The organism is Streptomyces sp. NPDC087428 (genome assembly GCF_044744085.1).
In the GTDB taxonomy this organism is placed as follows: Bacteria; Actinomycetota; Actinomycetes; order Streptomycetales; family Streptomycetaceae; genus Streptomyces.
Genome location: NZ_JBIUXR010000007.1, coordinates 35,843 through 59,175, shown reverse-complemented (window position 1 = coordinate 59,175; position 23,333 = coordinate 35,843). Strand labels below are relative to the sequence as shown.

Sequence of the window (23,333 nt, the reverse complement as noted above, 5' to 3'; positions counted from 1 at the left end):
CGCACACCACGCCCCGGGTGAGCGACGAGCGGAAGCCCCCCATCGGTTCCCGGTGGGGGGCTTCGGCATCTCTGTGACGCGTGAGACATGACGCGTGAGACGTGAGACGTGAGACGTGACGAGTCTCGCGTGACGGGCTCGGGTGCCGGTTACGAGAGCGCGCGGCCGATCAGGTACACGGCGGGCGCGGCCGCGGTGAGCGGCAGCGCCACTCCGGCGGTCATGTGCACGAAGCGTGACGGGTAGTCATAGCTGGCCACCCGCAGCCCGATCAGCGCGCAGACACCGGCGGCGAGGCCGAGCAGCGCACCCTTCGACCCCAGATCGGTCACGGCACCCGCCGCGGCACCGGCGCCCGCGGCGACGACCAGCGCCGCCACGACGGAGGCCGGTCCGGGCAGCGGAAGCGCCCGTGCGAGGACCGCGAGGGCGACGGCGACCCCGCCGACCGTCACCGCGTCCGGGACCGCCGCGAGGTGCCCGGCGGCCAGGACCGCGAGCGCGGCAGAGGCGACGGTGGCCATCAGCCCCTGCATCCGCTCGTCGGCACCCGCCCGGCTGCGCAGCTGGAGGACGACGGTGAGCAGCACCCAGACACCGAGGGTGCCGAGGATCGCGGCCGGCCCGTTCTCCCGGCCCGCGGCCAGCAGCACCACATCGGCGACGAGACCACCGGCGAACGCGAGCGCGATGCCCTGCCGGGCCGGCCACATGCCGTTGAGCCGGAACCACCCGGCCGCGGTCACCGCCTGGAGGAGCACCAGCGGGACGAGCAGGGCGTACGAGCCGACGGCCGCACCGAGCGCGAGCAGCAGCCCGAGCCCCGCGGTGATCGCGGCCGGCTGCATACCGGGCGCGATGATCGGCGAACGGCCCTCTGCGCGTGCGCGCTGGGCGTCCGTGATGCGGCTGTTGCCCAGCGTGGTGGGCGCGCTGTACCCGTCCTCGTTCTGAGCGGCTCCGGCGGCTGCGGGCACCGGCGCGGGCGCCTCGGGCGGGGCCGCCCGGACCTCCGGGGGCAGCGGATACGCGCCGGACGCGCCCGTCGGCGGCTGGTGGGCGGGCTCGGCGGCCCGCACCGGCTGCACGGGCTGCTGGCTCGGCTGGAGGGTGGGCTGGTACTGGGTGTCCCAGGTCTGGCCCTCCCAGGTCTGCGCGACGCCCTGCTCCTCGGCCGGCCAGTCGTCCCCGGCCGCCGGAGCCTGGAAGGGCTGAGGGGCCGGCTGCGGCTCATGAGCCTGCTGCGGCTGCTGGGCGGCCTGCTGGGGGTGGGTGGGCTGCGCGACCCGGTAGGGCTGGTGCACGGCCTGCTGCGGCTCGTACGTACCCGGCGGCTGCTGCGGCTCGTATGTGCCCTGTGACGGCTGCTGCGGCTCGTACATGCCCTGCGGTGCCTGCTGCGGCTCGTAGGTGCCCTGCGGTGCCTGCTGCGGCTCGTAGGTGCCCTGCGGTGCCTGCTGCCCGTACGGCGCCGCGCCGCCCGCGTAGGGCGCCTGCTGCCCGTAGGACGGGTCGCCGTACGGCTGACCGCCGTAGGGCTGACCGTTGTGCGGCTGGCCGTTGTGCGGCTGGCCGCCGTAGGACTGCTGCTGCCCGTACGCGGGATCCGGGTGGGCCCGGTCCCCGTACGCCTGATCCCCGTACGGCCGCGGCTCCTGGCCGTACGGCTGATTCGGCTGCTGCGGCTGATTCGGGTACGGATGCTGCTGATCGCTGCTGCTCATGTTCTGCGGTTCACCCTCCTGCGAACGGCGGGAGCACCTCGACCGTGCCGCCCTCGGCAAGGCGTACGGTCTCATGGCTCCGGGTTCCGACGGGGTCGCCGTCGATGAGGAACGAACACCTCTGCAGCACTCGGGGCAGCTCGCCGGGGTGCTGGTCGCGCACCTCGTCGAGCGCCTCCTTGAGCGTCGCAGCGGTGTACGGCTCCTCCGCCGTTCCGGCAGCGGCCTTGGCCGCCGCCCAGTAACGGATCGTTCCCGCAGGCATGGTGGAGCTCCTCTCGTCCCGCGTCGGCTCACGCATCGGCTGTCCATCATCGTTCACGGCGTCATCGGCCCGTCGCCCAGTCGGCGATGCGGGTCAGCAGGGCCTCGTCCGCCGCGTTCTCCGCGTGCCCCATGCCGCGCTCCAGCCACAGCTCAGCGGCCCCGCCCGCCGCGTCGGCGAGCATCCGCGGGTGGTCGAGCGGGAAGTACGGGTCCTGGTCGCCGTGCACGATCAGCAGCGGCGCCGGGGCGATCCGCGGGACCGCCGCGACCGGGGAGAGCGGGACCGGGTCCCAGTCGTTGCGGTCGATCCGGGTCCGGAAACCGTACCGCCCGACCAGCCGGCCGGCGGGACGGGTGACCACCCAGTGCAGGCGACGCATCGGGGCCGTACCCCGGTAGTACCAACGCGCCGGGGCGCTCACGGCCACCACCGCATCGGCATACGCCCCCTCACACGCTTCCATGCGCCCCCTGCGCACCGGAACGGATCGGCCACCCTCGCCCTCCGTCGCGGGATCCGTATACAGCGCCCCGTGCCGGAGCACCACGGAACCGCCCATGGAGAACCCGACCGTAACGACGCGCCGGTGCCCGAGCGACCGCGCCCAGGCCACCGCGGCCGCCAGATCCAGCACCTCGCGGTCCCCCACCGTGGACCGTCCACCGGATCCGCCGTGCCCCCGGAAGGAGAACGTGATCACGGCCGCACGCTGGGCGAACACCTCCACGGCGCGCCGCACCGCCGGGCGGTCCGCCGAGCCAGTGAAACCGTGCGCGACGACGATCGCCGTACCGGCGTCACCGGTCTCCGCGCAGGCGCCGCCATCCGCCGTACACGGGTCGTACACCGCCTCGATCCGGACCCCGTCATCGGCCCGCAATGTGGTCCGCGACGGCCCGCGCGTGATCAAGGGAACAGAGGAACTCCGAAATCGCCCCTCGGACACAGAACTCATGTGGGCTATTCTGCTGGGAAGAGGATCCGGGCAATGCAGCCCCCGGGTCCTTTTGTGCTTTCCGCGCGTTGTTACGGAAACGTTTCGACAAGCTCAGCGGCCCCGGGCGCGGGGCCACACCCGTAAATCCCGTATGACGAAACGTCGTACGGCACAGACGAATAAGCGTACGAAGCAGTGCCGCATACTCCCCCGGGCCCCGCCCGGGAGTGCCCCTCTCGCAGGGAACGAGGAGGACCGACGTAATGGGCGAGCCAACCGTGCACCAACATCGACCGACGACCCAGGCAGGTGGGCGGCGATGAGTTCACTGCTGCTCCTGACGAATGCCCTCCAACCGTCGACGGAGGTGCTTCCCGCCCTCGGCCTCCTGCTGCACAGCGTGCGGGTGGCGCCCGCCGAAGGCCCCGCTCTCGTCGACACCCCGGGTGCCGACGTCATTCTCATCGACGGACGGCGCGACCTGCCTCAGGTCCGCTCGCTCTGTCAGCTGCTGCGGTCCACCGGACCCGGCTGTCCGCTCATCCTCGTCGTCACGGAGGGCGGTCTCGCGGCCGTCACCGCGGACTGGGGGATCGACGACGTCCTGCTGGACACGGCGGGTCCCGCCGAGGTCGAGGCGCGGCTGCGGCTGGCCACCGGCCGGCAGCAGATCACCTCCGACGACTCCCCGATGGAGATCCGCAACGGCGACCTCTCGGTCGACGAGGCGACGTACAGCGCCAAGCTCAAGGGCCGGGTCCTGGACCTGACCTTCAAGGAATTCGAACTGATCAAGTATCTGGCGCAGCACCCGGGCCGGGTCTTCACCCGCGCCCAGCTGCTCCAGGAGGTCTGGGGCTACGACTACTTCGGCGGCACGCGGACGGTCGACGTACACGTCCGGCGGCTGCGCGCCAAGCTCGGCCCCGAGCACGAGTCGCTGATCGGCACCGTCCGCAACGTGGGCTACCGCTTCGTGGCACCGGAGAAGGTGGAGCGGGCCGCCGCCGAGGAGGCCAAGGCGGCCGCCGCGAAGGCAGCCGCGGAAACCCTCACCCGTTCGGAGCAGCCGGAGGTAACCGAGGTCTCGGAAGAAGCCCCGGTCCGGCCTGCCAAGAGGTAGGTCCATCCGCGTAGACTGCCGCGCGTGGCCAAGGTGACGCGGGACGATGTGGCGAGACTGGCGGGGACGTCGACCGCGGTCGTCAGCTACGTCATCAACAACGGACCCAGGCCGGTTGCCCCGGCCACGCGCGAGCGGGTGCTCGCCGCGATCAAGGAGCTGGGCTACCGGCCCGACCGGGTCGCCCAGGCGATGGCCTCGCGGCGGACCGACCTCATAGGGATGATCGTGCCGGACGCGCGGCAGCCGTTCTTCGCGGAGATGGCGCACGCGGTCGAACAGGCCGCCGCCGAGCGCGGGAAAATGGTGCTCGTCGGCAACTCCGACTACCGCGACGAGCGCGAGGTCCACTATCTGCGGGCCTTCCTCGGCATGCGGGTCTCCGGGCTGATCCTGGTCAGCCAGGGCCCCAGCGAGCGGGCCGCCGCCGAGATCGAGGCGTGGGACGCCCGGGTCGTGCTGCTGCACGAGCGGCCCGAGGCGATCGACGACGTCGCGGTCGTCACGGACGATGTCGGCGGCGCCCAGCTCGCCACCCGTCACCTGCTGGAGCACGGCAACGAGTACGTGGCGTGCCTCGGCGGCGTGGAGTCGACCCCGGCGGTCGGCGACCCGGTCGCCGACCACGTCGAGGGCTGGCGCCGGGCGATGCACGAGTCGGGGCGGTCGACCCAGGGCCGGCTCTTCCAGGCCCCTTACAACCGTTACGACGCCTACCGGGTGGCGCTGGAGCTCCTCGCGGGGCCCGACCGTCCCCCGGCGATCTTCTGTGCGACGGACGACCAGGCCATCGGCGTGCTGCGGGCCGCGCGCGAGCTGCGGATCGATGTGCCGGGCGAGCTCGCGGTGGCGGGCTTCGACGACGTGAAGGAAGCCGGACTGACCGATCCGCCGCTCACGACGGTCTTCTCGGACCGCCCGGCGATGGCGCGGGCGGCCGTGGACCTGGTGCTCGACGACTCGCTCCGGGTGTCGGGCTCGCGGCGGGAGCGGCTGAAGCAGTTCCCCTCGGCGCTGGTCGTCCGGCGCTCCTGCGGCTGCGGCGAGCCCCCGGCGGCCCGAGTCCTGTCCTGAACCCTGTATGCCCGATACAAGGACCCGCTCCGACAGGTCCTTATATCGGGCATACGAGGTTCTGCCGGGCTTCTCAGGGCGTCCTCACGCTCCTCTCATCTTCGCTGGACACTCTCGTAGACATGACTGAGAGCCAGCGCCCGAGCGGCGAGTACCCGATGTACCCCTCGTACGGCAACGGCGACGCGGCCTACCCGCCGCCGCCGTCATACCAGCCCGCGCAGCCGGCGGGATCGGGCGGCGGTGACCCCGTGTGGCCCGCCCCCGGACTGCCGCAGCCCGCGCCGGAGCCGCCCGCCTCCCGGCGCCGGGTCCGCCGCCCGGTCGCACTCCTCGCGGCGGTGGCCATCGCGGCGGCGATCGTCGGCGGCGGCACCGCCACCGTGATCGGGCAGCTCACCGACCACGGCACCAACAGCACCGGCAGCGGCGTCATCCCGGGCACCACCGTCTCGCAGAGCAGCAAGGGCACCGTCTCCGGTGTGGCCGCGGCGCTGTCGCCGACGATCGTCGAGATCAGCGCGACCTCGTCCGCGGGCCAGTCCACCGGCTCCGGCGTGATCATCACGTCCGACGGCGAGATCGTCACCAACAACCACGTCGTCGCGGGCTCCTCCACCGTCAAGGTGACGCTCAGCACCGGCAAGACGTACACCGCCGACGTCGTCGGCACCGACCCCGACAAGGACCTCGCGCTGATCAAGCTCCAGGGTGCGAGCGGGCTGAAGACGGCCACGCTCGGCGACTCCTCCAAGGTCGCCGTCGGCGACCAGGTCGTCGCGATCGGCTCGCCCGAGGGCCTGACCGGCACGGTCACCAGCGGCATCGTGTCCGCTCTCGACCGGGACGTCACGGTCGCCAAGGAGGGCGACAGCGGCCAGAGCCAGAGCCAGGGACAGGGTCAGAGCGAGGGCGGCCAGGGCGGCGGACAGCAGTGGCCGTTCGAGTTCGGCGGGAAGCAGTTCAACGGCGACACCGGCGACTCCACCACCACGTACAAGGCACTCCAGACCGACGCCTCGCTCAACCCGGGCAACTCCGGTGGTGCGCTGATCAACATGAACGGCGAGATCATCGGCATCAACTCCGCGATGTACTCGGCGAGTTCGTCCGAAAGCTCGGGCAGCTCCGCGGGCAGCGTCGGCCTCGGCTTCGCCATCCCGGTCAACACCCTCAAGGCCGACCTGGACACCCTGCGGGCCGGCGACAGCTCCTGATCCGCGCCACCGCACCCGGACCGTGCGAGGCTGAGAAACTGGAGGGCAGCGCCGCAGCCCGTACGGACCGAGAAGAGGACGAAGCAGCGATGAGCCCCGCCGAAGACGATCCGCAGCGCATCCTGATCGTCGACGACGAGCCCGCCGTGCGCGAGGCCCTGCAACGCAGTCTCGCGTTCGAGGGCTACGGCACCGAGGTCGCCGTCGACGGTCTCGACGCCCTCACCAAGGCGGAGTCGTACGCCCCCGACCTCATCGTCCTCGACATCCAGATGCCGCGGATGGACGGGCTGACCGCCGCCCGCCGCATCCGCGCCACGGGCACCACCACGCCCATCCTGATGCTCACCGCCCGCGACACCGTCGGCGACCGCGTCACCGGGCTCGACGCGGGCGCCGACGACTACCTGGTCAAGCCCTTCGAGCTGGACGAGCTGTTCGCCCGGATCAGGGCCCTGCTGCGCCGCAGCTCGTACGCGGCCGCGGCGGGCGAGCTCCCCGACAACAACGTGCTGGCCTTCGCCGACCTCCGGATGGACCTCTCCACCCGCGAGGTCAGCCGCGGCACCCGCCGCGTCGAGCTGACCCGCACCGAGTTCACCCTGCTGGAGATGTTCCTCGCGCACCCGCGCCAGGTGCTGACCCGCGAGCAGATCCTCAAGGCGGTCTGGGGCTTCGACTTCGAACCGAGCTCCAACTCCCTGGACGTGTACGTGATGTACCTGCGCCGCAAGACCGAGGCGGGCGGCGAACCGCGCCTCGTCCACACGGTGCGGGGTGTGGGATACGCGCTGCGGCCGGGCGGGGGCGAGGGGTGACCGGGCCCCTGCACCGCTTCCGCGCCCTGCCGCTCCGCTCCCGGCTCGCGCTGCTGGTCACCGTGGCGGTGGCCGTGGCGGTGGCGGCGGTCGCGGCGGCCTGCTGGTTCGTGACGAAGGCGCAGCTGGAGCAGCAGCGGGACACGACGCTGCGTTCCACGAAGGTCGACAACGAATATCTGAAGGGCCTCTACCAGTACTGCACCCGCGCCAGCAAGCTGCAGCCCCAGCCCTACACCGGCTTCACCGTCCAGCTCATCGACGCCCAGGGGACGGCCTGCACCGCCCCGGACTCGGCCGCGCTCCCGGTGACCGCGGCCGACCTCGCGGTCGTCGACGGCCGGCGGAGCGGGACACTTCACTCCGAGACCGATGCCGTCGGGGTGAAGATGCGCGTCTTCACCTACGCGGTGCCGGTGACGGTGTCGCGCGGGCCCGGTCTGCCGCCCGCCGACCTCACCCTCGGCGTGTCCGTCGCCCGCCCGCTGAGCGAGATCGACAAACCCCTCTCCACCCTGGCCTGGGTCCTCCTCCTCGTCTCCGGCATCGGCGTCGTCGGCGCGGGCGCGGCAGGCCTCTGGGTCGCCCGGTCCGGACTGCGCCCGGTCGACGAACTGACCGAGGCGGTCGAGCACGTCGCCCGCACCGAGGACCTCACCGTCCGCATCCCGGTCGAGGGCGAGGACGAGATCGCCCGGCTCTCCCGCTCCTTCAACTCGATGACGGCCTCCCTCGCCACCTCCCGCGACCGCCAGGCCCAGCTGATCGCGGACGCGGGCCACGAACTGCGCACCCCCCTCACCTCCCTCCGCACCAACGTGGAGCTGCTCGCCCGCAGCGACGAGACGGGCCGGGCGATCCCGCCGGACGACCGCAAGGCGCTGATGTCCTCGGTCAAGGCCCAGATGACCGAGCTGGCCTCGCTCATCGGCGACCTCCAGGAACTGGCCCGCCCGGACGCCGCCCAGCCCGGCCCGCTCCAGGTGGTCGCCCTGCACGACATCGCCCGCACCGCCCTGCAACGGGCCCGGCTGCGCGGCCCCGAGCTGACCATCACGGCGGAACTGGCCCCCTGGTACGTACGCGCCGAACCGGCCGCGCTGGAACGGGCGGTCGTCAACGTCCTGGACAACGCCGTGAAGTTCAGCCCGTCCGGCGGCACGATCGACGTGGTCCTGCACCGGGGAGAACTCACGGTCCGCGACCACGGCCCGGGTATCCCCGAGGACGAACTCCCCCACGTCTTCGAACGCTTCTGGCGCTCCCCGTCCGCCCGCCAGCTCCCCGGCTCCGGCCTGGGCCTGTCGATCGTCGCGCGCACGGTCCACCAGGCGGGCGGCGAGATCGCCCTGCTCCCGGCGGACGACGGCGACGGCACGGTGGCCACGATCCGCCTGCCGGGGGCACCGCAGCCACCGCCGGACGCGCCGGCGGGGTGAGGGCGGGTGCTCAGAGGCGGCGCCGGAACTCCGCCGCGAACTGCGGAGCCCCTCCGGCAGCCAGTCGGTCGAGCAGTCCATGCACATCACGCGGATCGCGCCGGTAGCTCTCCGCCTGAGTCCGCAGTACCGCGAACACGTCCACCGGAGTGAGGTCGAGCAGGTCCAGCAGAAAGTCGTCCGGCCTGAGCACCTCGATCTCGTACGGCTCCGCCGTGCCCGCCGGAAAATCCCGCACGTTCAGCGTGACTACCGCGTGCGCCTGTCCCCGGACTGCCGCCGCCAGCACATGCCGGTCCTTCGGATCGTTCGTCATCGCTGATACGAGCTTCGCGTAGCCCGTGACGAGACTGTCGGGAAAAGCCCCTGCCATCGTCTCGACCAGCCCCTTGGCCCTCCCTGCGGATACCTTCTCGGCGATATTCCGCCTCAGTTCCTCCAGGATGTCAGCCGACCACAGCGGCTCGTACAGCTCCGCCTCCGCCAGCCTCAGCAGGGTGTCCCTGAGGTAGTTGGGAAAGAGGACGCAGGTGTCCAGAACCACGCGCTGCACATCGCTCCAGGTAACTCGGACGTCATAACGGTTCAGCTGTCGTAGAGGCCGGAGTCCTCGGTCAGCTCGACCAGTTCGTCGAGTCCCCGGCTCCTTCGGGTGCGGCGCTTCTCCTTGTACTCGAGCACGTCGGCCAGCAGCACTCTGCGATGACGTCCCGGGCGGGAATAGGGCACCTCGGCCTCATCAAGGATCTTGACGAACGTCGGTCGGCTGACACCCAGCAGGTCTGCGGCTTCCTGTGTGGTCAGCGTCGTGTTCACCGGGGCGACCGTGACCGCCTTGCCCTCCGACAATGCGCGGACGACCACCATCAGCGCCTCGTAGACCTCGGGTGGCAGCGCCCGGGTAGAACCGTCCGGACCCCGTAGCAGAGCGGGTTCCACCGCCTGCGGGGTCTGATCCAGGAAGGCGCAGAGCTCCGCGATCTCCGCGCGGTGCTCAGGTAGCAGAGTTCGGTCTTCAGCGGTGCCGTGCATGGCTTCTTCTCCTTCGAGGATAAGCCCAGCATGGCACAATTCGAAAGAAACGCAACCGGCTGTGCCGCCCTCCAGCCGATCCACGAAGCGTCTGGCCCATGCCAGCAGATCCTCACGGTTTCCCATGCTCTGCGTCGCACTGCACGCCACCTGACCGTGCAGCCACTACGAGGGCACAGGGCCCCGGTCCCGGCTCTCAGTCCTTGCCGAAGCGCACCGCTGAGAAGAAGCCCGCCGCCCTGAGGGTTCCGGAGAAGCCGCCGGCCAGTCCGGTGAGACGTGCGGTGGCGACCGGGCCAAGGTGGTCGTACGGGGCGGCGTCGAGGCGGTCGGTGAGCGCCTCGGTCTCGCCACGCAGGGTCGTGCCCGACTCCGTGAGATCCCCTGCCCCGTTCAGCAGGCCGCGCTCGCACAATTGGTGCCGGGCGGTGCCCCATTGCTACGCGGACCACCGGCGGGTCCGCATTTAACAGTGCCGATGTCGGTGCCGTGCCGATGGCGTTGTGCAGGACCAGCGCCTCGATGCCAGACAGGCCGGCGACCGCCAAGGCGGCGAGGAGACCGTCACCCGGTGCTCGCGCAGAAGCGTCGCGGCGTGCCACAGGGCCAGGTGCGGTCCCTCGGACACCGGGAGGCCGGCGTGCGCGGCGTGAGGAAAATGACTCAGGAGGCGGGCGGCTCGATCTCCCCCGCGAAGACGATGATCTGGTCGATGAGGCTCCGCCGCAGATGGACGACGTCCGTTCCCGCCAGGCGGGGGCCTCCGTCCGGCGTCGTGAAGACCCACTGGTACCGGGCCCACTCGTCCGGCATGTCCACCGCCGAACAGCGCACCATCGTGCCGGTCCCCGCAGGGTGGCGCCGGATGTCCAGCACGAACCGCTCGACCGCCACGATCCCCTCACTGCGGCCCAACGGCCCCCAGAAGACCACGTCCGAGGTCAGGGCCTGGGAGAGCAGCTCCGTCACATAGCTGTCGTCCGAGGCGTTGAACGCGGAGATGAACGTGTCGATCGCCGAGCGCGCGGCTTCTTCCTGCATGCATCAGTAATACCAGTCGTCTTGCGGACCGCGCTCGCCCCGCGAGCCGTCTCCTGGCCACGGTGAACCATCCCGGTCACAGCGCCGGCCGGCGCGGCGGTGGCTTCGACGGAGCGCGGGCTCGGCACACCGAACTGCCGCACCAGATCAAGCAGCATGGCCGAGGCCGGCAACGGTCAGGTTCTGCTCGCGCGGCGGGGTGAAGTCGACGCTTGATCGAGCATCGGACAAGCCCACCCCGTGAAAACCCGAGGCGAGTCACGTAGAACGGGGAGCCGCGTCCTGCCGCCGACGTGGAGGACCGCGTGGGGACGCACGGTCCACTCGATCCACGTACCGCGATAGCTGAGCGAGAACCCGCAGGGCTCACCCCGGTGCAGGGACCCGAGAGCGCCGATACAGCCTCCGCCGTCGACCCAGCTCAGAGCCCGGTGCCGCTCCAGGGGCGGGAGTTCGGGTGCGAGCGAACGCACGTCCACCCGGATCTGCCGGATCGCGTCCGTCGGCCTCGGGGTGGAAGAGCGGCGGACCTCGGCGATCTCGTCCGCCTCTATCGTCCGGAACGTGACCCGCTCGCACCAGAACGCTTGTGCGACGGGGGCCGCGGGTTCGGGATTACTCACCACGTCGCCTCCTGAGGCTCACCTGAGGGACCTCCTTGCCCGCAACCGGCGTGACGAGCGGCGGGCAAGGAGGCCCGTCGGAACCCCCAAACCGCGCAGAGGCCAGGGGTGTTGATCGCCACCGGGTCAGCCCGCGGCGCCACGTCACGAAGCTAGCGCGTGATGCAGATCCGTATCAAGCGTTTGACTTCTAACGAGTGAGACGAACAACCCGCCACACGCAGAAGGCAGCAGAACGGGTGGTCCCCCACCCTGCGCCGGTGTGGGACCACCCGAGACGCGGTCAGCTACACAAGATCATCGAACTCGCCGGCCTTCGCGCCACTCAGGAACGCCTGGAGCTTCACGCGGGTCGTCCGGACGATCACGTCCGGGTTGTCACTTTCCCGCATGAGGATCTCCCCTCCGCTCTCGGCGAGTTCCAGGCAGTTGTCGCCTTCGGCATCGGCGGACTTGGACGACTTTCGCCACTGAATATCCATGCTTCTCACGCCTTCATACTTGCTCTGAGACTTCCTTGATGAAGTCTCTTGAACTCTGCGGATCGAGCGATCGGCCTTCCGTCCGGTCAAGCACCGCACGGAAGGTCAGAAGACGCGCCTCGGCATCCACGAAGCCGGAACCAGTCGGCGTGTCCGTCTGCACCGTGTCGAGCTGCGCGACCGGACCGTAGACATAGTGAGTGGAACTGCCGGAGTTCGGGAAGCCGCCCGCCGAGAACGGGATCACTCGCACCGTGACGTTGTCCCGCTCCGACTCCTTCAACAGGTGGTCGAGCTGACCGGCCGCGACCTTCCGCCCTCCGTACCGCATCCGCAGGGCCGCCTCATGGATCAGGAAGACACACATGGGCGGGTCCGGGCGGTCCAGAACGTCCCGCCGCCTGAGCCGGTGCGACAGCCTCCGCCGCAGACCGGCCGGGGTCGGCGCGGGCAGCGCTTCCGCGTAGACGGCACGTGCGTAGTCCTCCGTCTGGAGCAACCCGGGCATATGCATGATCTGCACGGACCGGAACCCCGCCGCGTGGTGCTCCAGTTCCGCCAGGTCGAGCGCGCTCACCGAGAGTTCACCGCGGTAGTCCTCCCACCACCCCTTTATCCGCTCCTCGGCCATACCGACCAGCGCTTCCACATAGGCGGCGTCGGGGCAGGCGTAGGCGGCGGCCCAGGTGCGCACGCGCGTGCCGCTGACCCCGAACCTCCCCGACTCGGTGTTGCTGATCGTGGTGCGGTCCGTACCCAGCAGGGCGGCGGCTTCGGTCGGCAGCAAGCCGGCCCGCTCACGCATCCTGCGCAGTTCCGCACCCAGCCGGCACTGCCGCGCGGTAGGGGGCTTCCTCGGTGGCATCAGCCTCTCCTCTTGTCGAATCCCAGTGTGTCCGCATCCCTCGAAGGGGTCTATTTCTCGCTCTAGTTATGAATAGATCCACAACACTTGATACACATCACTACGGTAGTACCTGCACCGGTCGGCACGCAGGAAAAGCCGAAGAGCGGTCGTACAGAGCTGCGTTGCCCCGTACGGCGACTGCCACCGTTCAACGAGCGACACACCCGTTCAGACCGCAGCGCGTTGGGAGAACGACATGAGCCAGGCCACTGCAACTCCCCGGCCCCGCAATCCGCTCGGCGGCGAGACCTACCGGCTCACCCTGCCGAACACCGCCGGCGCGGCCAAACTCGCGCGTGACTTCGTCACCTCTCTGCTGAGCCTCAGCAGACACCACGACCTGGTCGAGGACGCGCAGATCTGCGTCACCGAGGTGGTCACCAACGCCCACCGCCACACCCGGACGCCCCTGATCCGCGTCCACGTCGCGGTCAACCGCAAGCGGGTCACCGTCGCCGTCACGGACGACGGTCCCGCCGCTCCGCCACTCCTGCGCGCACTGTGCGTGGGACCCGAACAGGAGCGCGGGCGGGGGCTCATGATCGTGGAGAGCCTCGCCCTCGCCTGGGGAGCGAACACCGCAGGCGAGCAGCACCCCGGCCGCAAGGTCGTCTGGTTCACGCTCGGGCGGCCCGACACGGACGACGGACGGGCGTAACCGTCCCGGCACACCACACAAGCGGGGGCGGCAGGTCATCCGGCCCGCCGCCCCCGGTCTGCACCTACCCCGACGGACCGTCATGCGCCCCACCAACGGCGCGGCTTCGCGCCGCGCTCCTTCGCCATGCCCGGTTCCGGCTCCGGCATGGGCCCCCGTTCCCCGCGCCATGCAAGAGGTCGATTCGACGCTCGCCCGGCAAGCCCAGCCCCGGGCGTGGCTGCCTGCCGTGACGTGGCTGGTCGGCGCCCGTCTGCACCCGCGCGCGACACAGACGACGCTGACCGTGGCCCGGGACCTGGCGGCCAGGATGGACTACCGGCAGGGTCTCGTCCTGTACGACCTCGAAGGCACAGCCGCCCGGTGCGGAGTGTCAACGGCCACCGTGAAACGTCACGTCCGGGTGCTGCGGGAGCTGGGCGCGCTGGCCTGGCACCGGCACGGCACGAAGAAGAACCTTCGGCTCCCGGGCCGCCCGTACACGGCGACCGCGACGATCTACGCGGCGACGGTCCCGGCCGCGTATGACGAGGCGATGGGGCACCGGCTCAACGGTGCCGGGTACCGGGCGCGGATCGCCGGAGTGACGGACAAGGGACGGGCGCTCGCGGCGAAGACCGTCGTCCGCCCGCTTCCACACCCTGTGGGCAACGGGCGGGCTCGCAGGCGCGGTTGTGCACAGGCTGCACCCCATTCTCCTGGGCGGCACCACGACGTACCGACTGCTGATCTGGACGGGGGCTTCAACTACACCTCGCGCACGTGCGCGCGACGCGCGAGGGCCACCGCGCGCAACAGGGCCAGGGGCAGTGGAAGTTCGCCGGTCCGGAGCCCGTGGCAGGTCGCCCGGGACGTCCGCATCGCCCGGCAGGTCCGGCCGCTCGTCGGCTGGGCCCAGCCGGAGGGGCTGCGCCGTCTGGCCTTCGCGCTGCGCCCGCTGATCGACCGGGGCCTGGAGGCCCACGACATCGCCGCCGAACTCATCGGAATGGCCGTCGGATGGCGCCCCGCACGCTCGGCCGCGTACATCGCCGCCGCTCTCGCCCGCGACCGGCCCGCCGCACCGGAAGGCGAGCCCTCAGCCGACCCCGCCACCCACCAGGAGTGGCGGCGGTGGCTGAACAGCCGCCGGACCGACGAACCGGCCCGCACGGACACCGACCGCCGCCACGCCCGGCTCTACGCCTGGGACCGGTGGTACGAAGTGGCCACCCACTACGACGACGATCCCGACGACGCCCTGGACCTCTACGGAACCCGGCTGTGCGCCTACGCCGTCAAACGGGCCGCACGGGCCACCGGCTCCCCGTCGTGACCCGGAACGGCGTCTCAGGCCCCCGGATTGTGCCGGATCAGCGACTCCACCAGTCCGGACCGGGTCGCCGGGAAGTCCAGCGGGACGATGCCGAGACCGGTCCAGCCGGCCGTCCCCGAGCCGTCGAGGAACGACTGGACCTGCGGGTTGAGCCGGTCCGCGTTCCCACGGGGCGGCAGCAGGGCGGCCGTCGAGACGTAGTTCATGAAGAGCTTGCCCGGCTGCTCGGCCGCCTTGCGGAACTGGGCCTCGATCTTGGGATACTTGGCGAACGGCTCGGCCATGTAGTCGTCCTGGATGTCGAAGAGCCCCGGATCGGCGTACCGCACCCCGGGCAGACCACCATTGTCGGCAAGCAGCACGACCTTGCCGCGCGCGCCGCCCAGCGAGGGCAGTGCCGGATCGATGCGGAACAGCGGCCGCCAGCCCCTGACGTCGAGGTAGTCGTCGAAGACCGCCCGGAACGCCGCGTCGCTCTCCTCCGAGTACTCCTGCTTGACCCGCATCAGCACGGTCTCGGTGGGGTGTGCGGCCAGGAAGTCCCAGCAGGCGCCCAGGACATCGCCGAACATCAGGTTCTGGTACGACGCCCCGTGATGGATCGCGAAGGAGCCGCCGGTGATCCGGCACCGCACGTCGAGGAAGCGCAGCCCGCTGTTCAGCTGCTCCGCGATCGTGGTGTTCTGGCACTCGGTCCAGGGTCCGCCGTAGCGGGCACCGGAGTCGTGCGAGCCCGGGATGGTGAGCCGCTGCAACGCGGTGGCGTCCGCGATGCCGCTCATCCAGTCCTGGGTGGTGAGCGCCTTGCGGGCCGAGGCATGGGCGGGGGCCGCGCCCAGGAGGGCGGTGGCGGATACGGCCAGGGCGCCGGCCAGGAAGTTCCGGCGGGTGGCGGTGTACGGGCTCATGCGGGAGGGCCTCCGTGTGCCGTGTGGGGTCAGCCGTCAGATTATGACCGGTGCACGTCATGGAGAACAGATGACAGTGGCCGCGATCCCACCAGCCCGGACCGGGTCACCGGGAGGTCCGCGGGACGACGTCCGGGCCGGTCCATCCGGTCACCCGAAGAGATTTTGTCATATTGCGAATTTCGCAGAGTTCGAATTTTTTATTCTGCGTGATAGATTGGCGGGGATGGCGACAGAGGTAGGAGGTCATCACTTTGACTACAGCCACAGCCACACTGCGCACGAACGGGCAGGTCACCCTGCCCAAGGCGATTCGCACCGCCCTCGGGGTGGATCAGGGTGACGAGCTTGAGTTCGAGATCACCAGCGCCGGTGAAGTCACGGTGCACGGGCTCACCAAGATCCGCTCCGACCAGGCCTGGTTCTGGACTCCGGAGTGGCAGGACGGCGAGCGCAGGGCCAGCGAGGACATCGCGGCCGGGCGCACTGCCGTCCATGAGGACGCGGACAGCATGTTCGCGCACCTCGACGAGGAATGACGTCTGACACCGGGAGGCCCGATTGCCGACTTTTGAGACGACTGCCCACTTCAAGCGCGATTTCAAGTCTCTGAAGCCTGAAGAGCGAAGGCGCTTCGAAGACGTCATCCGGAAGAAGTTCGTCCCGGATGTGGAGCGAGGGCAGTTCCGACCCGGGCTCCGGGTCAAGCCGGTTCAGGGCATCTCCGTGCGACAGGGCGCACGCCCCGTCATGGAGATGACATGGGCGCCCGACGGCCGTGCCACCTGGCAGTACGGAGACGAGCTCCGTCCAGGTGAGACGCATGTCCTGTGGCGCCGAGTCGGGGGACACGAGATCTTCGTCCCCGGACCGGCCTGATAGGCCGACGGCCCGCCACTTCCCGTGGCGGGCCGTCGGTTTTCGAACTCGGTCCCTGCGGCCGAGCGGGTATGCGCTCGGCCGCAGGGGCAATCCCTCGTAGCCGGTGCTACTGAACGACCGTGATCCGGTCCGTCGCCGGCGGTGCCAGCGGCGCGGCGGCCGTGGAGTGCGCGGCCAGGTACTCGTTGAACAGGTCCAGGTCGGAGGCGCCGACCAGCTTGTTGGTGCCCTCACCGAGCGCCGCGAAGCCGTCGCCGCCGCCCGCCAGGAACTCGTTCATCGCGACGCGGTACGTCTTGGCGGGGTCGATCGCCTCGCCGTTCAGCTTGATCGTTCCGGCGACCACCCGGTCGGCGCCCGACTTCGTCATGTCCAGCGTGTACGTGAGGCCCTTCGACACCTGAAGGATCTTCGGGCTGGCCTGGTTCGCACCGCTGACCTGCTGCTGGAGCGCGCTGACGAGCTGCGCGCCGGTCAGGTCGAGGACGTTCATCATGTTGGTGAACGGCTGCACGGTGAACGACTCGCCGTACGTCACCACGCCGTCGCCCTCACTGCCCGACGCCTTGTACACCAGGTCGGATCGGATGCCGCCCGGGTTCATGAAGGCGACGACCGCCCCGCCCTTGTCCGCCGGCGCGAGGCCCTCCAGCTGCGCGTCCGCGATCAGGTTGCCGAGCGGCTTCTCCGGGGCCGTGGAGCCGCGGCCGTTGATGTCGGCCGAGATGTAGCCCTGCGGCCGGTTCGCGATCGGCGCCGCGAGGGTGTTCCAGCGCGCGATGAGGGCCGTCAGGTCGTTGGCCGGGGCCTGGTTCCTGTCGACGATGTGGTTCGCCGAGACCGGGTTCGCGGGCTTGGGCTGCGGGTGGTGCTTCGACCCCTTGGCCTTCGGCGCCTTCACCGCGGTGCGCACGATGTCGTTGGTGCGGCGGTCGTAGGTCAGCGTCGTGTCCGTGTACAGCTTGCCGAACGACGAGGCCGAGGTGACCAGGCGCGGGTTGCCCGCCGGGTCCGGGATGGTGCACACGTACGCCTGGTGGGTGTGGCCCGTCACCAGCGCGTCGACCTTCGGCGAGATGCCCTTGGCGATGTCCGTGATCGGCCCGGAGATGCCGTCACCGGCAGCCGGGCTGTCGCAGTCGTAGTTGTACGACGACGAGGCGGGGGCGCCCCCCTCGTGGATCAGGGCGACGATGGACTTGACGCCCTGCCGGTCCAGCTCCTTGGCGTACTTGTTGACCGTCTCGATCTCGTCGTGGAACTTCAGGCCCTTGACGCCGTTGGCGGTCACGATGTTCGGCGTGCCCTCCAGGGTCACCCCGATGAAGCCGATCTTGACGCCGTTCTTCTTCCACACCGTGTACGGCTTGAGGATCGGCTTGCCGGTCTTCTCACTCGTCACATTGGCGGCGAGGTAAGGGAAGTCGGCGCCCTTGAACTTCTTGCCCTTCTCGTAGCACCCCTCGACCGGGTGGCAGCCGCCGTTCTGGAGGCGGGCCAGCTCGGTCGCGCCCTCGTCGAACTCGTGGTTGCCGACGCTCGTCACATCGAGGTCGATCTTGTTGAGCGCCTCGATGGTCGGCTCGTCGTGGAAGAGCCCCGACAGCAGCGGGCTCGCGCCGACCATGTCGCCACCGGCCGCGGTGATCGAGTACGGGTGGCCCTTGCGCGCGGTGCGCAGCGAGGAGGCGAGGTACTCGACGCCCCCGGCCGGAACGGCCTTGGTCGTGCCGTCGGCCTGCGTCTCGTTGACCGTACCGGCCGAGCCGGCCGGCGGCTCCAGGTTGCCGTGCAGGTCGTTGAAGGACAGCAGTTGCACATCAACGGTCCGGGCCGGCTTGTGGTGCCCGTGGTCCTTGCCGGGTCCGTGGCCGCGCTCCTGCGCCCCGGCCGGCATGGCCGCGACGAGCGCTCCGACGGTGGCAAGACCGGCCGCGGCGGCGAGCACCCGCCGGGACGCACGGTTCTTCTGCGGTGTCGCTGACATCGGTCCCCTTGTGAGTTCAGCGGGAGGTTTGAGAGTGGTGACGAGTCTGGAGCCTGCGAGCCGCAGCCTAGAGTCAACGCGCGTAGCGCGACAGATGTGCGGGGTTACGAACTGGTTGCCGACTGAGCGGAACAGGGTCGTTCACCCATATGGCGTACATATGCAAGCAGAAACGTCACCGCCCGCATCAAGGCCGCAAATGTGTACCCCATGGACAGCAACACCACACCGAAGACCGTCGTCCCTGCTCAGCAGGGATCAGAAGGGTCAGGACTGCCGCCGGGCTTCCACGAGATGATCGACGACCTGAAGGCGATCGTGCGGGGCGCACATGTGCGCGCACAGCTCAAGGTCAACACCGAAATGCTCCAGATGTACTGGGCGATCGGACGGACGATCCTGGAGCGGCAGCGCGGAGAGAAGTGGGGCACGAAGGTCGTCGACCGGATCGCCACCGAGCTGCGGACGGAGTTCCCGAACCAGCGGGGGTTCAGTACCCGCAACCTTCAGTACATGCAGCAGCTGGCCCGGATCTGGGATGAGCGGTTTGCGCAGCAAGCTGCTGCGCAAATGCCGTGGGGGCACCTCCAGCTCCTCATGGACAAGTGCAAGACCCGCTTCGAGCGGGACTTCTACGCCCAGCACGCCGTTCATCACGGCTGGTCCCGCGACCACCTGGGCTCGATGATCCACAACCAACTGCACCTCGCCGAAGGTGCCGCGGCCAACAACTTCGACGTCACGCTCCCCGCCGGTTCCGACGCGGTGCGGCAGATCTTCAAGGACCCGTACCGCCTCGACTTCACCGAGCTGGAGGGGCGGCCCGCCGAACGGGACCTGGAGGACGCCCTCGTCACCAACCTGGTCCGCTTCCTGACCGAACTGGGCGTCGGCTTCGCCTTCGTCGGCCGCCAGTACCCCGTCGTGGTCGGCGACAGCGAATACCGCATCGATCTGCTCTTCTACCACTGCAAGCTGCACTGCTACGTCGTGCTGGAGCTCAAGACCCGCAAGGCCAGTCCCGGACACTTCGGGCAGCTCGGCTTCTACGTCTCGGTCGTCGACGACCTGGTCCGCGACAAGGAGCACGACGGGCCCACCCTCGGCATCCTCATCGCCGAGAGCCGCGACCGGGCGATGGTCGAGTACGCGCTGCGGGGACACAACCAGCCCCTGGCCGTCAGTACGTACGCGGCGCTGCCCGACGGGGTCCGCGCCCTGCTCCCCAGCGCCGAGGACCTCTCCCGCATCGCGGACAAGGTGCTGCACACCCCGCCGGACGCAGGCTGAGCCGGGCTTCCGGGCGGTCCGGGGTCCGGGCCCGGCGCCACCCGCCGTTCCGCACCCCCGCCCCCGTAGGCTCGTAGGCATGACGACTGATGTACCCCTCCCCGCCCCCGGACGCGAGATCCAGACGCTCGACGCCCTCTCCCCCGAGCAGGCGGAGGCCGTCTCCGGGCTCCTCGCCGAGGCGGCCGGGTCCGACGGCAGGCAGGCCGTGTCCGAGCAGGGGCGGCTTCAGCTCCGGGGCGGGCACCGGGAAGGCGTGCGGCATTTCCTGCTGACCGCCGGGGGCGTGCTGGTCGGGTACGCGCAGCTGGAGGACACCGACCCGGTGGAGGCGCCGGCCGCCGAGCTGGTCGTGCACCCCTCGCACCGCGGGCACGGGCACGGGCGGGCGCTCGGGGCGGCGCTGCTGGCCGCCACCGGTAAGCGGCTGCGGGTGTGGGCGCACGGCGGCAGGTCCGCGGCGCGCCATCTCGCGCAGGTGCTCGGCCTCTCGCTCTTCCGCGAACTGCGCCAGTTGCGGCGGCCGTTGAGCCCGTTGAACATCGCGGAGCCGGTGCTGCCGCCGGGTGTCACCGTCCGGGAGTTCGTCCCCGGCCAGGACGACGCCGCCTGGCTGGCCGTGAACCGCGCCGCCTTCGCCCACCACCCCGAGCAGGGCTCGCTGACGCAGCGCGACCTCGACGACCGCAAGGCCGAGCCCTGGTTCGACCCGAAGGGCTTCTTCCTCGCCGAGCGCACCACCGATGACGGCGCCGCCGAGCTGGTCGGCTTCCACTGGACGAAGGTGCACGCCGAGGAGCAGCTCGGCGAGGTGTACGTGGTCGGCGTCCGGCCCGACGCGCAGGGCGGCGGCCTGGGCAAGGCGCTCACCGCGATCGGACTGCGCCACCTCGCCGCCGAGGGGCTGCCGACCGCGATGCTCTACGTCGACGCGGACAACACCGCGGCCGTGGCGGTCTACGAGCGGATGGGCTTCACCACGCACGAGGTGGACCTGATGTACCGCACGGAGTCCTGAGCTTCCCTCAACCACTTCAGGGGCGGCGCCTCTTGACGCCGCCCCTTCCTTACGCCACCCTTTCACTACTCAATTAGTGAAAGGGGTGAACATGGCACAGTCCGCAGCGGTCGAGTTCCGCATCGACCGGCGCAGCGGCGTCGCCACGTACCTCCAGATCGTCCAGCAGACCAAACAGGCCCTGCGGCTGAACCTGCTGGAGCCCGGCGACCGGCTGCCCACCGCACGCGAGGTCGTGGAGGCCACCGCCATCAACCCGAACACCGTGCTCAAGGCCTACCGGGAGCTGGAGCGCGAAGGCCTCGTCGAGGCCCGGCGCGGTCTCGGCACCTTCGTCACCCGGACGCTGGGCGGCGCGGCGGCGGCCGACGACGCCCCGCTGCGCGCCGAACTCGCCGACTGGGCCGCCCGCGCCCGCGCGGCCGGCCTGGACAGGGACGACGTGAGCGCGCTCTTCACCGCTGTACTGACCAAGACCTTCGAGGGGGACCAGGCCGGATGACAGGCGCTGCGATCGAGGCCGAGGGCCTCGGCATGAGGTATCGGGGCAGGGGCAGGGGCGGGGGCTGGGCGCTGCGCGACTGCTCGTTCCGGCTGCCCGCCGGGCGCGTGTGCGCCCTCGTCGGGCCCAACGGGGCGGGGAAGTCGACGCTCCTGAGCCTGGCCGCGGGATTCCTCCGGCCGGCCGAGGGGACGGTACGGGTGCTGGGCTCGGCGCCCGGCGACGCCCGCCGCCGCATGGCCTTCGTGGCCCAGGACAAGCCGCTGTACCCGCAGTTGACGGTCACCGAGACCCTCTGGGCGGGCGCCGAGCTGAACCCCGACACCTGGGACCAGGACGCCGCGGAGCGCATCGTCGAGCCGCTCCCCCGGGACGCCAGGGTCCGCACCCTGTCCGGCGGGCAGCGCACCCGGCTCGCACTGGCCCTCGCCCTCGGCAAGCGGCCCGAACTGCTGCTGCTGGACGAGCCGATGGCCGACCTCGACCCGCTCGGCCGGCACCAGCTGATGGGCGCCCTGATGGCCGAGGCCGCCGAGCGCTCCACCACCATCGTGATGTCCTCGCACATCCTCGCCGAGCTGGAGGGCGCCTGCGACTACCTCCTGCTCGTCGACGGCGGCCGCATCCGCCTCGGCGGCGAGACGGACGACCTGCTCACCGCGCACACCCTGCTCACCGGCCCGGTACGGGACCTCGCCCCGCACACCGTCGTCGAGTCCCGCACCACGGGACGGCTGCTGACCGCACTCGTCCGTAAGGAGGGCCCGGTGGGCACCGACTGGGAGACCGCGGAACCGTCCCTGGAGGAGCTGCTGCTCGCCCACCTCCGCTCCCCCGGCGCACCCGCGCTGCTCACGCCGAGCGCGGACGCCCTGACCCGTGAGTCGGTGAACGCGGCATGAGCGCCCTCGCCCTGCGCGGCCCGGCCCGCGTCGTCGTACTCCAGCACCGCCGCGTCCTGTGGATCACGGGGGCGCTCGCGCTCGCGGGGATCGTCCTGGTGACCGCATCCATGTGGTGGAACTCCGGCACGGCGGACACGTACGCGGACACCGGGTGCTCGTTCATGGACACCTCCCCACGCTGCGTCACGGCATTCCAGGACATGCTCAACCACCAGGCGTGGCTCAGGGACGTGCTGCGCTACGCGGGTATCGCCATGATGATCCTGCCCGCGGCCATCGGCCTGTTCGTCGCCGGTCCGATGATCGGCCGGGAGCTGGAGAGCGGCACCTACCGGCTGGCCTGGTCCCAGTCCGTCTCCCCCACCCGCTGGCTCCTCGCCAAGCTCGCCGTTCCGGCGGCGATCACGGTGGTGGCGGTGCCGGTGCTCTCGGCCGTCTACGCCTGGGGCCGGACGTCCCCCGACACCGACCGCGAAGCCTGGTACGACACGAGCGCGTACGCCGCGACGGGCACACTGCCCACGGCCTCGGCCCTGCTCGCCATCGCCCTCGGCGCGCTCGCCGCGCTGCTGGTGCGCCGCACGCTCCTCGCCATGGGCATCACAGCCCTGGCCTACGGGGCGGTGGCGCTCACGCTCGGCGCCGTACGCGACAGCCTGTGGGCGGTCAGTACCGTGGTCACGCCGCTGAACGCCACGGGTGGCCAGCCCCGGGACTCCCTGTGGGTCGGGGCGGGCCTGGTGGCAGGGGAACAGCGGCTGCCCCGTGACATCTGCGACCCGGGCCCCGTAGCCGACACGGACCGCTGCCTGGCGGACCACCACGTCACCGGCACCTACGTCGACTACCACCCCGCCTCGCACTTCTGGCCCCTCCAGCTGGTCGGGACGGGCATCGTCCTCGTCCTCACCGCCGTCGCCGTCGCCCTCGCCTTCCGGGTGCTGCGCCGCAGCCACGGCTGAGGAGCCACCGGAAGCCGTGTCCGGGGGCCGCAGCCGCCCCCGGACACGTCCACACCGCTTCCTGCATGTCATGTCGCCGTTACCGGGCATTCAGACGCCCTTGGGACCCTCACACAATGCAGCCAGCTGTGCCGTCCCCCCGCAACGGGAGAACTCCCGGCAGAGAACGCGCCGAGCGTGCGATCTCCGCGATCTCGCACCCCTCCGACGCGCCCCCGGAG

The 23,333-nt window shown here is 70.7% G+C and carries 23 protein-coding genes and 1 pseudogene; 13 read left to right on the top strand and 11 right to left on the bottom strand.

The genetic code is table 11. The features are described 5' to 3' along the window. Positions 1-149: 149 nt before the first annotated feature. The 3 genes from ACIO3R_RS16220 to ACIO3R_RS16210 all read right to left on the bottom strand — a co-directional run bounded on the left by ACIO3R_RS16220 (position 150) and on the right by ACIO3R_RS16210 (position 2,947). The gene (locus ACIO3R_RS16220; protein WP_402106143.1) at positions 150-1,724 is read right to left on the bottom strand and encodes a hypothetical protein; all 1,575 of its coding nucleotides are present in this window, start codon (positions 1,722-1,724) and stop codon (positions 150-152) included. A gap of 10 nt (positions 1,725-1,734) precedes the next feature. Continuing rightward, the gene (locus ACIO3R_RS16215; RefSeq protein ID WP_385029864.1) at positions 1,735-1,989 is read right to left on the bottom strand and encodes a MoaD/ThiS family protein; all 255 of its coding nucleotides are present in this window, start codon (positions 1,987-1,989) and stop codon (positions 1,735-1,737) included. Between the two features lie 61 nt (positions 1,990-2,050). Then, positions 2,051-2,947: an alpha/beta hydrolase family protein gene (locus ACIO3R_RS16210; RefSeq protein ID WP_402106141.1), complete on the bottom strand. Its 897-nt coding sequence runs from the start codon at positions 2,945-2,947 to the stop codon at positions 2,051-2,053. Positions 2,948-3,248: 301 nt separating this feature from the next. Here ACIO3R_RS16210 and ACIO3R_RS16205 point away from each other — a divergent pair, with 301 nt between their 5' ends. The 5 genes from ACIO3R_RS16205 to ACIO3R_RS16185 all read left to right on the top strand — a co-directional run bounded on the left by ACIO3R_RS16205 (position 3,249) and on the right by ACIO3R_RS16185 (position 8,600). Then, on the top strand, positions 3,249-4,052 hold the full coding sequence (locus ACIO3R_RS16205; RefSeq protein WP_363026725.1) for a response regulator transcription factor: 804 nt from the start codon (positions 3,249-3,251) through the stop codon (positions 4,050-4,052). Between the two features lie 24 nt (positions 4,053-4,076). Next, positions 4,077-5,126 carry a LacI family DNA-binding transcriptional regulator gene (locus ACIO3R_RS16200; RefSeq protein ID WP_385029870.1) on the top strand — a complete coding sequence of 350 codons (1,050 nt, stop codon included), beginning with the start codon at positions 4,077-4,079 and terminating at the stop codon, positions 5,124-5,126. Between the two features lie 122 nt (positions 5,127-5,248). Then, positions 5,249-6,343, top strand: coding sequence for a S1C family serine protease (locus tag ACIO3R_RS16195; protein WP_385029873.1), 1,095 nt, complete (start codon positions 5,249-5,251; stop codon positions 6,341-6,343). Between the two features lie 89 nt (positions 6,344-6,432). Beyond that, a complete protein-coding gene (locus ACIO3R_RS16190) occupies positions 6,433-7,161 on the top strand; it encodes a response regulator transcription factor (RefSeq protein WP_385029876.1) in 729 nt (242 codons plus the stop codon). Beyond that, a complete protein-coding gene (locus tag ACIO3R_RS16185; protein WP_385350236.1) occupies positions 7,158-8,600 on the top strand; it encodes a sensor histidine kinase in 1,443 nt (480 codons plus the stop codon). Before ACIO3R_RS16190 ends, ACIO3R_RS16185 begins: the two co-directional genes overlap by 4 nt. 10 nt (positions 8,601-8,610) lie before the next feature. Here ACIO3R_RS16185 and ACIO3R_RS16180 read toward each other — a convergent pair whose 3' ends face one another. The 6 genes and pseudogenes from ACIO3R_RS16180 to ACIO3R_RS16155 form a co-directional block, all read right to left on the bottom strand. Further along, positions 8,611-9,144, bottom strand: coding sequence for a putative toxin-antitoxin system toxin component, PIN family (locus ACIO3R_RS16180; RefSeq protein ID WP_385029882.1), 534 nt, complete (start codon positions 9,142-9,144; stop codon positions 8,611-8,613). 41 nt (positions 9,145-9,185) lie between these two features. Then, positions 9,186-9,632 carry a helix-turn-helix domain-containing protein gene (locus ACIO3R_RS16175; protein ID WP_402106136.1) on the bottom strand — a complete coding sequence of 149 codons (447 nt, stop codon included), beginning with the start codon at positions 9,630-9,632 and terminating at the stop codon, positions 9,186-9,188. A 196-nt stretch (positions 9,633-9,828) separates the two neighbouring features. Further along, positions 9,829-10,299 (bottom strand): annotated as a pseudogene (locus tag ACIO3R_RS16170) (hypothetical protein). Next, positions 10,296-10,673: a nuclear transport factor 2 family protein gene (locus ACIO3R_RS16165; RefSeq protein ID WP_385029888.1), complete on the bottom strand. Its 378-nt coding sequence runs from the start codon at positions 10,671-10,673 to the stop codon at positions 10,296-10,298. The pseudogene ACIO3R_RS16170 and the gene ACIO3R_RS16165 overlap by 4 nt, the downstream one beginning before the upstream one ends. Before the next feature lie 910 nt (positions 10,674-11,583). After that, positions 11,584-11,778, bottom strand: a complete 195-nt coding sequence (locus ACIO3R_RS16160) for a DUF397 domain-containing protein (protein WP_306088653.1) — start codon at positions 11,776-11,778, stop codon at positions 11,584-11,586. 13 nt (positions 11,779-11,791) lie between these two features. Beyond that, positions 11,792-12,643: a helix-turn-helix domain-containing protein gene (locus tag ACIO3R_RS16155; RefSeq protein ID WP_385029891.1), complete on the bottom strand. Its 852-nt coding sequence runs from the start codon at positions 12,641-12,643 to the stop codon at positions 11,792-11,794. Between the two features lie 238 nt (positions 12,644-12,881). On the opposite strand from ACIO3R_RS16155, the gene ACIO3R_RS16150 reads away from it, so the two are divergent. Further along, positions 12,882-13,343, top strand: a complete 462-nt coding sequence (locus ACIO3R_RS16150; RefSeq protein ID WP_402106131.1) for an ATP-binding protein — start codon at positions 12,882-12,884, stop codon at positions 13,341-13,343. Positions 13,344-13,572: 229 nt separating this feature from the next. After that, a complete protein-coding gene (locus ACIO3R_RS16145; RefSeq protein ID WP_402106128.1) occupies positions 13,573-14,658 on the top strand; it encodes a cell wall protein in 1,086 nt (361 codons plus the stop codon). A 14-nt stretch (positions 14,659-14,672) separates the two neighbouring features. On the opposite strand, the gene ACIO3R_RS16140 is transcribed toward ACIO3R_RS16145, so the two are convergent. Continuing rightward, positions 14,673-15,566 carry a phosphatidylinositol-specific phospholipase C gene (locus ACIO3R_RS16140; RefSeq protein ID WP_402106126.1) on the bottom strand — a complete coding sequence of 298 codons (894 nt, stop codon included), beginning with the start codon at positions 15,564-15,566 and terminating at the stop codon, positions 14,673-14,675. A gap of 254 nt (positions 15,567-15,820) precedes the next feature. Here ACIO3R_RS16140 and ACIO3R_RS16135 point away from each other — a divergent pair, with 254 nt between their 5' ends. After that, on the top strand, positions 15,821-16,105 hold the full coding sequence (locus tag ACIO3R_RS16135; protein ID WP_385029903.1) for an AbrB/MazE/SpoVT family DNA-binding domain-containing protein: 285 nt from the start codon (positions 15,821-15,823) through the stop codon (positions 16,103-16,105). Between the two features lie 449 nt (positions 16,106-16,554). Here the strand turns inward: ACIO3R_RS16135 and ACIO3R_RS16130 are convergent, their stop codons facing one another. Further along, a complete protein-coding gene (locus ACIO3R_RS16130; RefSeq protein ID WP_402106122.1) occupies positions 16,555-18,435 on the bottom strand; it encodes a bifunctional metallophosphatase/5'-nucleotidase in 1,881 nt (626 codons plus the stop codon). A 210-nt stretch (positions 18,436-18,645) separates the two neighbouring features. Between ACIO3R_RS16130 and ACIO3R_RS16125 the strand changes: the two genes are divergently transcribed. The 5 genes from ACIO3R_RS16125 (at position 18,646) to ACIO3R_RS16105 (ending at position 23,112) form a co-directional block, all read left to right on the top strand. Then, complete coding sequence (locus ACIO3R_RS16125) at positions 18,646-19,725, top strand: YhcG family protein (protein WP_402106120.1); 1,080 nt, start codon at positions 18,646-18,648, stop codon at positions 19,723-19,725. A gap of 79 nt (positions 19,726-19,804) precedes the next feature. Next, positions 19,805-20,743, top strand: a complete 939-nt coding sequence (gene mshD / locus ACIO3R_RS16120) for a mycothiol synthase (protein ID WP_402106117.1) — start codon at positions 19,805-19,807, stop codon at positions 20,741-20,743. A gap of 91 nt (positions 20,744-20,834) precedes the next feature. After that, positions 20,835-21,245 (top strand): GntR family transcriptional regulator, encoded by a 411-nt coding sequence (locus ACIO3R_RS16115; RefSeq protein WP_385035591.1) that lies wholly within the window; start codon positions 20,835-20,837, stop codon positions 21,243-21,245. Next, positions 21,242-22,147, top strand: coding sequence for an ABC transporter ATP-binding protein (locus tag ACIO3R_RS16110; protein ID WP_402106113.1), 906 nt, complete (start codon positions 21,242-21,244; stop codon positions 22,145-22,147). Before ACIO3R_RS16115 ends, ACIO3R_RS16110 begins: the two co-directional genes overlap by 4 nt. Then, a complete protein-coding gene (locus ACIO3R_RS16105; RefSeq protein WP_402106111.1) occupies positions 22,144-23,112 on the top strand; it encodes a hypothetical protein in 969 nt (322 codons plus the stop codon). Before ACIO3R_RS16110 ends, ACIO3R_RS16105 begins: the two co-directional genes overlap by 4 nt. The last annotated feature ends 221 nt before the right edge of the window (positions 23,113-23,333 follow it).

Excerpts from the sequence above, each read along its gene's own strand:
- ACIO3R_RS16220 (WP_402106143.1), bottom strand. The coding sequence starts at position 1,724 with ATGAGCAGCAGCGATCAGCAGCATCCGTACCCGAATCAGCCGCAGCAG.
- ACIO3R_RS16215 (WP_385029864.1), bottom strand. The coding sequence starts at position 1,989 with ATGCCTGCGGGAACGATCCGTTACTGGGCGGCGGCCAAGGCCGCTGCC.
- ACIO3R_RS16210 (WP_402106141.1), bottom strand. The coding sequence starts at position 2,947 with ATGAGTTCTGTGTCCGAGGGGCGATTTCGGAGTTCCTCTGTTCCCTTG.
- ACIO3R_RS16205 (WP_363026725.1), top strand. The coding sequence starts at position 3,249 with ATGAGTTCACTGCTGCTCCTGACGAATGCCCTCCAACCGTCGACGGAG.
- ACIO3R_RS16195 (WP_385029873.1), top strand. The coding sequence starts at position 5,249 with ATGACTGAGAGCCAGCGCCCGAGCGGCGAGTACCCGATGTACCCCTCG.
- ACIO3R_RS16190 (WP_385029876.1), top strand. The coding sequence starts at position 6,433 with ATGAGCCCCGCCGAAGACGATCCGCAGCGCATCCTGATCGTCGACGAC.
- ACIO3R_RS16175 (WP_402106136.1), bottom strand. The coding sequence starts at position 9,632 with ATGCACGGCACCGCTGAAGACCGAACTCTGCTACCTGAGCACCGCGCG.
- ACIO3R_RS16165 (WP_385029888.1), bottom strand. The coding sequence starts at position 10,673 with ATGCAGGAAGAAGCCGCGCGCTCGGCGATCGACACGTTCATCTCCGCG.
- ACIO3R_RS16160 (WP_306088653.1), bottom strand. The coding sequence starts at position 11,778 with ATGGATATTCAGTGGCGAAAGTCGTCCAAGTCCGCCGATGCCGAAGGC.
- ACIO3R_RS16155 (WP_385029891.1), bottom strand. The coding sequence starts at position 12,643 with ATGCCACCGAGGAAGCCCCCTACCGCGCGGCAGTGCCGGCTGGGTGCG.
- ACIO3R_RS16150 (WP_402106131.1), top strand. The coding sequence starts at position 12,882 with ATGAGCCAGGCCACTGCAACTCCCCGGCCCCGCAATCCGCTCGGCGGC.
- ACIO3R_RS16140 (WP_402106126.1), bottom strand. The coding sequence starts at position 15,566 with ATGAGCCCGTACACCGCCACCCGCCGGAACTTCCTGGCCGGCGCCCTG.
- ACIO3R_RS16130 (WP_402106122.1), bottom strand. The coding sequence starts at position 18,435 with ATGTCAGCGACACCGCAGAAGAACCGTGCGTCCCGGCGGGTGCTCGCC.
- ACIO3R_RS16125 (WP_402106120.1), top strand. The coding sequence starts at position 18,646 with ATGGACAGCAACACCACACCGAAGACCGTCGTCCCTGCTCAGCAGGGA.
- mshD (WP_402106117.1), top strand. The coding sequence starts at position 19,805 with ATGACGACTGATGTACCCCTCCCCGCCCCCGGACGCGAGATCCAGACG.
- ACIO3R_RS16115 (WP_385035591.1), top strand. The coding sequence starts at position 20,835 with ATGGCACAGTCCGCAGCGGTCGAGTTCCGCATCGACCGGCGCAGCGGC.
- ACIO3R_RS16110 (WP_402106113.1), top strand. The coding sequence starts at position 21,242 with ATGACAGGCGCTGCGATCGAGGCCGAGGGCCTCGGCATGAGGTATCGG.
- ACIO3R_RS16105 (WP_402106111.1), top strand. The coding sequence starts at position 22,144 with ATGAGCGCCCTCGCCCTGCGCGGCCCGGCCCGCGTCGTCGTACTCCAG.